The 9,075-nt window shown below is 67.8% G+C and carries 7 protein-coding genes; all 7 read right to left on the reverse strand.

Annotated elements, in window-relative coordinates:
• On the reverse strand, window positions 1-511 hold a 511-nt coding region (locus ADADOO_RS15495), incomplete at its 3' end, for a glycosyltransferase family 2 protein (RefSeq protein ID WP_511278404.1).
• The gene (locus ADADOO_RS15500) at window positions 498-2,138 is read right to left on the reverse strand and encodes a hypothetical protein (protein WP_511278405.1); all 1,641 of its coding nucleotides are present in this window, start codon (window positions 2,136-2,138) and stop codon (window positions 498-500) included. The genes ADADOO_RS15500 and ADADOO_RS15495, both read right to left, overlap by 14 nt.
• Window positions 2,135-3,211, reverse strand: coding sequence for an acyltransferase family protein (locus ADADOO_RS15505; protein ID WP_511278406.1), 1,077 nt, complete (start codon window positions 3,209-3,211; stop codon window positions 2,135-2,137). The genes ADADOO_RS15500 and ADADOO_RS15505 overlap by 4 nt, the downstream gene beginning before the upstream one ends.
• 28 nt (window positions 3,212-3,239) lie before the next feature.
• Window positions 3,240-5,522 carry a tetratricopeptide repeat protein gene (locus tag ADADOO_RS15510; RefSeq protein ID WP_511278407.1) on the reverse strand — a complete coding sequence of 761 codons (2,283 nt, stop codon included), beginning with the start codon at window positions 5,520-5,522 and terminating at the stop codon, window positions 3,240-3,242.
• Between the two features lie 55 nt (window positions 5,523-5,577).
• On the reverse strand, window positions 5,578-6,561 hold the full coding sequence (locus ADADOO_RS15515; RefSeq protein WP_511278408.1) for a radical SAM/SPASM domain-containing protein: 984 nt from the start codon (window positions 6,559-6,561) through the stop codon (window positions 5,578-5,580).
• On the reverse strand, window positions 6,558-7,763 hold the full coding sequence (locus ADADOO_RS15520) for a GT99 family glycosyltransferase N-terminal domain-containing protein (RefSeq protein ID WP_511278409.1): 1,206 nt from the start codon (window positions 7,761-7,763) through the stop codon (window positions 6,558-6,560). Before ADADOO_RS15520 ends, ADADOO_RS15515 begins: the two co-directional genes overlap by 4 nt.
• Window positions 7,760-9,075 (reverse strand): ABC transporter ATP-binding protein (locus tag ADADOO_RS15525; protein WP_511278410.1); only part of this gene is annotated, 1,316 nt, incomplete at its 5' end. The genes ADADOO_RS15525 and ADADOO_RS15520, both read right to left, overlap by 4 nt.

Consider the following 9,075-nt stretch of genomic DNA (forward strand, 5'->3'; position numbering starts at 1 on the left):
GAACGGCCTGCAGCAACTCGCGCGAATAGGCGCGAAAGCCGGTGTGATACTCGGACAGCTTGGCGCCGAGCAGCAGATTTTCGAACGCCGTGAGAAACCGGTTGGCTGCGTACTTCCACCAGGGCATACCGCCTCGTAATGCCCCGCCGCCGAGGATGCGAGAGCCGAGCACCATGTCGTAGACGCCCGAGGCTATCATCCCGGCCATGGCGGTGACCAGCCTCGGCTCGTACTGGTAATCCGGGTGCAGCATCACCACGATATCCGCCTCCGCCTCCAGTGCCGCCGTATAGCAAGTCTTCTGGTTGGCGCCATAGCCTTGGTTGACATCATGCAGGATGACCGGGATGCCCAGGCGACGGGCCAGCTCTACCGTCTCGTCGTCGCTGGCGTCGTCCACCAGCAGGACCCGGTCCACGACCTCATGGGGGATGGCCCGCCAGGTGGTTTCCAGGGTCTTCGCCGCCCGGAAGGCAGGCATCACCACCATTATGGTTTTATTGTCGATCATGGGTGACGGCGTTGACGGGGAAGACGGCGATCTTATCATCCTCGTACAGCACCCCGCCGAAGCGCCGCCGCAGCACCTCCAGACAATGCGCCGTATCCTCGCCGAAACGGTTGCCGTCGACGCGATTCATGTCCCGATAAGGCTTCTGGAAGACCACCATGTCGATCCCCTTGGCCCGCAGGTCGGCGGCATCGGCCAGATGCACCGCATTGCGCAAGACGAACCGGGGATCGCGGGGCGGTTCACCGTCGCGCCGGCCGACGCACAGCCCGGTCAGGAAACCGGGCACGACCCGCTGCCGGCCCAGCGCCTCCCAGCGAGGGGCGTCCCACCTCGGGCTGTAGTGATAATAAGGCGCGGCGGCGATGGTCAGACTAGCGCGCGGATGGCTACGTAATGTCGTCCACCAGGCCGATAGCGGAGTCCGGTCGCGGATGATCTCCCTGGCGCCATGGCGGCCCGTGCGGTAGTCCGCCTGGAATGTGGAATGCAGGGCATTACCGTTGGGCTTGCGCATGGTTTCGGCCAACGGGGTTTGCGCCAATAGCAGGACGACGGGCAGCGCCAGGACGGGGATCGCCGCCCGGCCTCCCCACCTTCGCGCCACCGCGTCGGCCAGCCGGACGGCGCCCACGGCGACGGCCAGCAGGAGCAGCGGCTGGGCCGGCAGCAGGTAACGGGCGAAGGCGAGCGGACTGTGTATCCAGGCCGGCCTGGCCATGAGCAGCAGGGCCAGGGCGAGGAACAGGCCGAGCAGGACGCTCCTGGTCAGGGGCTCGTCCCGCCAGAGGCGCGGCAACCCCGCTGCCGCCAGGCCGAGGCAGACCAACACGGCCACGGACAAAGGTGTACCCAGCCAGGTATGCCACACCCCGAGCAAGGTATCCCAGGTGGGCATGTCGCTACCGGCCTTGTTGAGCAGCGCGCCGGGGTCGGCCAGCAGGGGGGGGCCGATCAGCAAGGCGATAAGCAAGGCGCTGGGCAACCCGAGACGCAGCAGACCCAGCACCGCCGCCCCCTGGTCGTGCCGCCATCCCCGCAGGGCGGCGAGGCCCGCCGGAAGAAAGGGTGCCAATACGAAAGGCAGGCTGACCAGATGCAGCCAACCGGCCAGGGCAGTGGAACCGCCATAGAGCAGACCCGACCACAATCGGCCCTCGTCCCTCGTCGAATAACGCAGAAAGGCCCAATGCGCCAGGTAGCCCAGCAGAAGGGTCAGGCCATACGGACGGGCCTGCCGACTGTAGTTGATCAACAGCGGTGAAATGGCCAGGAGCAGGGCGAACAGCAGGGCCACACGCCAGCCAAGCCGACTCGACGCCCGCAGCGGGAACAGCAGCAGGATCAGCAGACCCGCCGACAACATCGGCCAGCGCATGCCCCATTCGGTGATCCCGAACCATGCCGCCTCGCACCAGTACAACAAGGCAAGTGGGATGCTGTAGTCGGCGTAGCCGAAGGACAGCAGGAACTGGCCGGGCGACCCCGAGAACAACTGGACAAGGGCATGCCACTCGTCGTCGGTGACCACCTGCAGGCCGAACTGGTCGAGCCTCAGCCAGGCCCCGACGCCGGCGATGACCAGGAGAAATACCAGATGGCGAGAAGCGCCGGGAGTGCCGTTCACTCGCGCCCCGCCGACGCCGGCCCCTGCGTCTCGGGCCGCCCAAGATAGGTGGACGGTCGCCAGCGCTTCCCTGCGCGGGCGTACAGGTACAGCGGCTTCTCGACGCGCTGGTAATACACCAGACTGACGAGCACGATCAGGATGAGGCCGGCGCCGAAGGCCAATCCGGTCGGCAAGGCCGCGCGCCCGTCGGGGAAGTGGGCGCGAATCCAGGCCGAACAGAACTCGATCAGGGCGTAATGGCAGAGATAGAGCGTATAGGAGGCCCCGCCCAGGCGCGCCAGCAGGCCGGGCCGGTTAATGCCGCGATTGCCCAGAATGACCGCGACCGTCAGCAGGCCCAGGCCCGCGCCACCGAAACAGGCGGCCCGGACGAGACCGCGCCGGACCTCGAACTCCATGCCCAGGTATAAGAGCAGGACGGCCAGAAGGAGGGCCGTCGCCAAGGCCGTCCGGCTGCGCAAATCCCTGCCGGAGTGATAAAGGAGCGTGCCGCCGATGAACTCCAGCACGAAGGGGTTGGCGGCAAGCCAGCCGCTCGGCCAGGGCTCCCCCGCCAGAGCATTGCCGGCGACCACCAGGGCGAAATAGGCCAGCAACACCCGGACCCGTTTTTGCACGGCAAGCCCGAGCAGGGCCGCGAACAGGACATAGAAGAACAGTTCGTAGACCAGCGACCAGGACTGACCGATGACCAGTTTGGCGATGTCCGGGGTGGTCAGTAAGATCGCCCCCATGGCATCCACGCGGTCCAGCCGATGCCCATCCAGGCTCAGGTAGTAGGCGCTCACCAATGCCAGGATCGGCCAATAGCCCAGATAGATGCGAAACGCCCGCTGCTCGATGAAACGCACCGCGCTGTTCAGGCCGGGCGGCTGGCCCGCCGTGCTCATGGCGATGACGTAGCCGCTGATGACGAAGAAGACGTCGACACCCGCGTAGCCGTGGAAAAGGAGTGGTTCGAAGGGCATCGCCACGCCGACCAGGTCCTTGTAGAACGGCAAGGCATGGAACAACATCACCGCGATGGCGGCGATCGCCCGCAGGGCCTGGATGTTGTGGTTGGTGGCCATGGCCGGACGGATACGCGAATGAGTCTTGTCAGGACGCGGCGAGCAACGGCCCCCGGCCGCCGCCGAGATGGTGCTCCCACATCCGCCCGTAGAGCGATTCCAGGTCGCGCGCGAATCCCGCCGTATCGAACAGGGGGCAGGTCGACCGGCTCGCCGCCAGCCTGTCGCGCGCCGAACGGAGCGACTCCGGGTCGGTGGCCAGGCGCTTCGCCAGTACATGATATGCCCGCCAATCCTCGACGATCAGTTCGGGCAGGCCGACGGAACGCAACAGGCTGGCGGCCACCCGGCTGGCGAAGGTCTCCCCCATCCGGGTCACGAGCGGGACCCCCGCCCAGAGGAGGTCGCAGCCGGTGCTGTGCGATGTATAGGGGTAGGTATCCAGGGCCAGATCGGCCAGGCGCAGCCGACCCAGGTGATCGGCCACCGCGTCGGTCCTCTGCGCGAAGACCAGACGGTCCCCCGCCACCCCGCGCTGCTCGGCCTCGCGCCGCAGGTTGGCGATGGCGACAGACCCCGCGCGGGCCAGCCAGAGCACGCTGCCGGGAACCTCCTTGAGCAACCCGCACCAGACGTCGAAGGTCTCCGGGTTGAGCTTCACCGCCTGGTTGAAATTGCAGAACACGAAGCCGTCCTCCGGCAGGCCCTCCTCCACGCGTGTCGGACATGGGCCGATCAGCCGTTCCCGATCGTTGGGCAGGTAGCAATGCGGCAACTGCGCGATGGTCTCGCTGAAGTGCGGCGCGGCCTCCGCAGGGGTCACCACCGGGTCGCCGATGATGTAGTCGGCCAGCCGGGCGTGGCCGAGGCTGCCGGGATAACCCAGCCAGTTGACCTGCACGGGGGCCGGGCGAGCGGCGGTGATGGCCGGCCGGGCGCCGTGGGTGTGGCCGGTGAGGTCGACCAGGATGTCGATGCCGTCCGCCGCGATGCGCTCGGCGGCGGCCATGTCGGACAACCCGCGCAGGTCGTGGAAGTGCTCGCAGGCCCGTTCCACGCGCAGGCGACCGGCGTCGCGGCCGTCCGGCCCGGTCGAATAGGCGTGGATCTCGAAGCGGTCCCGGTCGTGGGCATCCAGTACGCCGCCGAGCAGGTGCATGACGGCGTGCTCGCGGAAATCCGCCGAGAGATAACCGATCCGCAACCGGCCTCCATGGACCTCCCCGGTCGGATCGCGCAAACGCGGCGCGGCCAGTTGGCGCGCGATCCTTGACAGCGTCCCGAGCCGAGCCGCCTCGCGATGTAGCTCCCCACGATCGGCCTCGCCCAGGTTCATTACCGACAGTTCAGGCACCGCCCGGCCCTGGCGCAGGAAGGCGACCACCGCCTTGCCGTCCTGCCCGGCGCGGTCCCAGTGATAGCGCCGGCGCGCGCAGGTGACTGCCTGGCCCAGGGCATTGCCGTAGTCGGGTTCGATCCGTAGCGCCTCCCGGAAGGCCGCCTCCGCCTCTTCGAAGCGGCCTCTCTCCATCAGTAAGGTACCGAGGTTGTTATGGATGGTCGCCGCCTCCGGCTTGATCGCCAGGGCTTGCCGGAAGGCCCGCTCCGCCTCGTCATGCCGGCCGGCCTCCGAAAGCAGGTTGGCCAGGCAGTTGATCGCGCCCGCGTGGCGTGGGTCGATCGCCAATACACGTTGCAGTGCATCGTAGGCGTCGGCCAGGCGCCGGACGTCGTACAACAGCCGGGCCAGATTGAAATGGGCCTCGGCGTACCCTGGCGTCAGATCGATGGCGCGCCGGTAGGCGGCCTCCGCCTCGGCCGGGCGAAGTCCACGCATGCAGAGATTGCCCAGATCGTTCCAGACATCCGACTGATCCGGCTTGATCGCCAGACTCCGCCGGAATGCCTGTTCCGCCTCGACCGGGCGGTCCGTGTCGGCCAGCAGCAGGCCAAGGTTGTACTGCGCGTCGACGTGCCCGGGCTGGATGTTCGATGCTTGCCGATAGGCATCCTCGGCGTCGCCGATGCGACCCGCCGCACGATACAAATTGCCCAGATTGACATAGGTGTCCGCGTGTCCGGGTTCCAGCGCCAGGACGGCCCGGAAGGCGGCCTCCGCCTCGTCGTTGCGGCCCGACTCCATGAGCAGAAGGCCGAGGCTGGTGTGCGCATTCAGGTAATCGGGCCGCAGCGCGATCAACGCCCGCCAGTGGCGCTCCGCCTTCGCGCGGTCGCCGCCGGCACCGGCCGCCACCGCCGCCAGGTTGAATAATTCGGGAACAGGCGGCAACGAGTCGAGTTGCCGTTCGACGAGCGCCAAGGCGTCCTGGTGCCGGCCGGACCGGTAGAGCGCAAGCGCATCTTCGAACAACCGGGCCGGGCTTGGCGTTGTCGACGGCATTGCTGATCGACTGCCGTGTTTCAACTCACCGCCCCTCACCGATTACTGGCTTTGTGACCGAATCGACCAACCGCTCCAGGCGCTCGTTGGCCGCCAGGTTCTCCGCGCCCGGCTCGTAGGTCACGAAGGTACAGGAGCGGCACAGCCCGCCCTTTTCGCCATAGCCGACCAGCGACCTTCGCCAGGCCGACAGGGCCTGGCCGGCATAGATCAGGAAGAGGGAATTGCCCTCCTCCAGTTGACCGACTGCCGCATCGGCGTGGGCCGGTATGTCCGAGCGCAGGTTGCAGCAGGGCATGACCTTACCGTTGAAATCGACGTAGAAGTGCCAGAACGGCGACAGACAGGGGGAGGTGCGCGCGTACTCGCGCCGGATCGGCACGGTGTCGCCCCGGCTGGTGCCGTTGAGGTCGAAATTCCGGGCATAGACGCGGATGCCCATGCCCCGGTGAGTGGTGGTTCCCTCCAGCCAGACGCCGGGCTCGTCGCGGACGATGTCCGGCTCGATGCCGGCCCGCCGACACAACTTCTGCATCGCCCGGCGCATGCGCTCGTGGTCGTAATGTTCCCGGTTGCCCAGATAGACCTGGATGCCCAGGTTGTTCAGGCCGGCCTCGCACAGTTCGTCGAGCAGGGCCGCGTCGAGGTAGTCGCCGTTGGTGTTGGTGTGCAGGCGAGCGTTCGGCAGGGCGGCGCGAGCCTCGCGCAGGCGGTCGAGGATGATCCGGTCGGCCAGTGGTTCGTTGTAGCGGCTGTAGGTCACCACGCCGGCATAGTCGATCGCGGCCAGTTGGCGCAGGATGGCCGCGTACAACCCGGCGGCCATGAACTGGTTGTCGCCGCGCCGGTCGCCGCTGGCGTTCGGGCAGAACCAGCACACCCGGTTGCAGTAGGAGAATATCTCGATCTCGACCATCTGGACCGAACGGCGGAACAGCTCGCGGGCGGCAGTCTCGTCCGTCAGGGCGCGGAAGTGGTCGGCCTCGACGAAGTCGAAGGGTGTGCTCATGCCGCAACCCCCGCCAGGGCGGCGTCGATCAGCGCCCACACGGGCGAGGTGCCGTCATAGGCCCACCCCGTGTAGGCCGCCAGATGGCGGGCGACGATGGCCGACTCGTGCGGCCCCGTGAGACGGAAGCGCAGGTAGTCGAGATCGAACATCAGTTGCTCGGGGACCAGGTAGGCGAACAGGAAAAAGGCCAGGCGGGCGATGCGTTCGCGTTCGTCATCCGCGTCCAGGACATAGCGGTAGGAGGCGTCGCCCAGCACGGTGGCCGGCGTGCCCAGCAGAAGCGCCTCCAGGCCCAGGCTGGAATTGATGGTGACGATCCGCTTGCAGTGCTGGATGAACTCCAGGCTGTCGTAGGAGGTGTCGGTGGTGAACCAGTACCCGGCGATGCTGAACAGGCTGCCGGGGTGGCGGCGGACCAGCAGGGGGCCGTCGTTGCCATGGAACAGGCGGGCGTGGACCACCGCCGCCTGGTTGTCGAAACCGTTGCCGAAGGCAACCAGGTTGGAATCGTCCTCCACCTGCAAGGCCAGGCCGACATAGCCAGCCGGGTCCTTGGGAGGCAGATCGCCGGGCAGGAAAAAGAACCGCCGCAGGCGTTCAAGATCGATCGCCGGCCCCGTCCGGGCCGGCACACTCAGGTAGCGTCGCCCCGCCTCGGTGTTGCCGTTCACCCCGGAGAAGTCGCAATAGGCGGTCGGCCGGTAGAGTGGAATGCGCAACGGCCCGGCCTCCAGGTGCACGACCGGGATGCCGCGCCGCTCGGCCACCGCCGACAGCGAGGGGCAGTTGTGCCAGGTGACGATCGCCTCGATCCGCTCGGTCCCGCCGCCGCGCTCCAGGGCCGCCTCGAAGGCGGCCTCCAGGGCGGGCAGGCGCTGCGTCAGCATGCGGCGAAAGACCTCGATTGGATTATTAGCGCACTCCGCCAGCAGACCGTCGAAGAGCCCGCCGGGCAGGGTCTCGACGCGATGCCCGGCGACGGTCTCGGCGGTAGGGGCGGTGAAGCCGTACACCCAACGGGTGTGGTCGTTGAGCTCCCAGCGCCCCTCGGCGGCGAAGCCGGCCGGGTCGCGCAGGTAGTCCTCGCCGACCACGAACAGGGCGCGCTCGCGCAGCACGGCGAGCAGCTTGTAGAACACCCACAGGTAGGGGGCGCGCACCCCGCGCGCCGGGTAGGGCAACAGATACGCGGCGATCATGACGCGGCCGGGCCTTGATAACTGACCGTGATCGGGGCGTAGACCACGCCCACCTGTTCGCGGGGCGTCCAGACCCGCAGGGTGCCGACCGGACGCCGGTGGTCCAGTTCCTCGCGCTGGTCGCCCACCAGCCTCACCAGGCCGCAGTGGATGAGGTATTCGCCGGCGCTGAGCGGCAGCCTCGCCCGGTACTCCACGTACGTCTCGCCCGGTGCCAGATCGATGATCTCGCCCGCGTGCAGGTTGTTGTCGCCCCACACGTCGATGCCCCGCGTCTGGGACAGGGAGACGCCCAGCACGACACCGGGGATGGCCTCGGCGGCGAGGATGCGGAAACGGAACACCACCTCCTCACCGGGCCGGATGAGATGACGCTCGTCCGGCTCGCCACCGTCCCTGCCCAACGCCGCGGCCCCCTCATTTCCAGACTCGGCTTCGGCATCCTTCGCCCGCCGCACGCTCACCTCGTCGATGATGGCGCGCGCGGTGCCGATGCGCCGCTCCTCCACCGCCGCGTTGCGCCCCGCCTGCTGCCGATGCGCCAGTTCCGCCACGCTGTACGCCCCCCCCGCCTCGCCCGGCCTGACCGGACTGGTGGGCTTGTGCCGCGCGCCCAGCATGCCCTTCTCATAGGCGAGGACCGCCTCCAGCACGTTCTCGGTGTCGTGGGCGATCCGGCCGCCATCCAGGACGATGCAGCGGTTGGCGTATTCCAGGATGCTGCCGGTGGAATGGGTCACCATGAGGATGGTGACGCCCCGTCGGCGCAACTCCTCCATGCGCTTGAAGCACTTGTACTGGAAACCGATGTCGCCCACCGACAGGGCCTCGTCGACGATCAGGATTTCCGGGTCGACGCAGGCCTGGACCGCGAAGGCCAGGCGGACGTACATGCCGCTGGAATAGGTCTTGACGGGTTGGTCGAGAAAGTCGCCGATGTCCGCGAAGGCGGCGATCTCGTCGAACCGCGCGTCGATACGCGACCGGTCCATGCCCAGCACGGCGCCGTTCAGGTAGATGTTCTCGCGGCCGGTGAATTCGGGATTGAAACCGGCGCCCAACTCAAGCAGGGCGGCGACGCGGCCGTGGGTCTCCACCGCGCCGGCGGTCGGCCCCAGTGTGCCGCAGATCATCTGCAACAGGGTCGACTTGCCCGCCCCGTTGCGGCCGATGATGCCGACGGTCTCCCCCTTGCGCACCTCGAACGAGACGTCGCGCAAGGCCCAGAACTCCCGGTGATAGGTGGCCGGCGGGCGTCCGGCCAGGCGCTGCAGACGGGGCAGCACGAACTGGCGCAGACGATCGCGGGGTG

Source organism: Azonexus sp. (assembly GCF_036170495.1).
GTDB lineage: Bacteria > Pseudomonadota > Gammaproteobacteria > Burkholderiales > Rhodocyclaceae > Azonexus.